Annotated in this window: 2 protein-coding genes; both read left to right on the top strand. The window is 60.9% G+C overall.

Annotated elements, in window-relative coordinates:
• Positions 1-1,215, top strand: a 1,215-nt coding sequence (locus RTM06_RS18750) for a formimidoylglutamate deiminase (protein WP_312184211.1), incomplete at its 5' end; no start/stop codon positions are given.
• Positions 1,212-1,324 (top strand): HutD family protein (locus tag RTM06_RS18745; protein WP_312184241.1); only part of this gene is annotated, 113 nt, incomplete at its 3' end. The genes RTM06_RS18750 and RTM06_RS18745, both read left to right, overlap by 4 nt.

The following is a 1,324-nucleotide window of genomic DNA, read 5'->3' as shown; positions in this document are numbered from 1 at the left end:
GTAATTCCAGCGATAGCGAATCTGCATTCACACGCCTTCCAGCGCGCGATGGCAGGACTGGCCGAAGTGGCAGGCGATCCGCAGGACAGCTTCTGGACATGGCGCGATTTGATGTACCGCATGGTGCAGCGCCTGTCGCCCGAGCAGGTTGGCGCTATTGCCACGCATCTCTACATCGACATGCTGAAAGGCGGCTACAGCCAGGTGGCGGAATTCCACTATTTGCACCACGATCCACAGGGTAAACCTTACGCCGATGATGCCATGCAGCTGGCACTGATGGCGGCGGCGGAGAACGCAGGCATCGGCCAAACCTTGCTGCCGGTGCTCTACAGCTACAGCGGTTTTGGTTCGCAACCGGCCAGCGACGGCCAGCGCCGTTTCATTCAGCAAACCGACGCCTACCTGCAACAGCAGCAGCGCGTGGCAAGCTGGAGCGCGGATAAGCCGCTGCTTAATCATGGCATCTGCTTCCATTCGCTGCGCGCGGTGAATGAAGCGCAGATGCATGAAGTCTTAGCCGCCTGCCCGCAGGATGTGCCGGTGCATATTCACGTCGCCGAGCAGGAGAAAGAGGTTAACGACAGCCTTGCGTGGAGTGGCGAACGTCCGGTGGCCTGGCTGCTCAACCGCTTTAAGGTCGATCAACGTTGGTGTTTGATTCACGCTACCCATCTTGATGACGATGAAATTCAGCGCATGGCGGCGAGCGGCGCGGTGGCGGGCTTGTGTCCGACCACCGAAGCCAATCTCGGTGACGGCATTTTCCCGGCGGTGGAATACATCGCGCGCGGCGGCCGCTGGGGCATTGGCTCCGACAGCCATGTATCGCTTAGTGCATTGGAAGAGCTGCGCTGGCTGGAGTACGGTCAGCGACTGCGCGATCGTCGTCGCAACCGCATCACCTTGCCCAATCAACCTTCTGTCGGCGATCTGCTGTGGCAGCAAGCCGCACAGGGCGGCGCGCAGGCGTGTGGTTTGTCGGCGGGTGAACTGGCGATCGGCAAACGTGGCGATTGGCTGGTGCTGGCAGAAGACGCGTTTCTCAGCAGCGTCAGCAGCGCATCGCTGTTAAATCGCTGGCTGTTTGGCGGACAGCGCGAACAGATCCGCGATGTGTTTGTGGCGGGCAAACAGGTTATCAGCGAAGGCCATCATGCGGCAGAAGAGCACGCCGCGATCCACTTCGCCGAGGCGATGAGGGCGTTGCAATGAGAACCTGTTTTGCCTATGACCAGCTTCCGGTCAGCCGCTGGCGCAACGGCGGCGGTGAAACGCGGGAAATCGCCAGCTATCCGCCGGACGACGCACAGTTTGCCTGGCG

The organism is Pantoea sp. CTOTU46764 (assembly GCF_031974595.1).
GTDB lineage: Bacteria > Pseudomonadota > Gammaproteobacteria > Enterobacterales > Enterobacteriaceae > Pantoea > Pantoea trifolii.
Note: the sequence above shows the minus strand (reverse complement) of the source record. Positions and strands in the feature narration are given on the sequence as shown.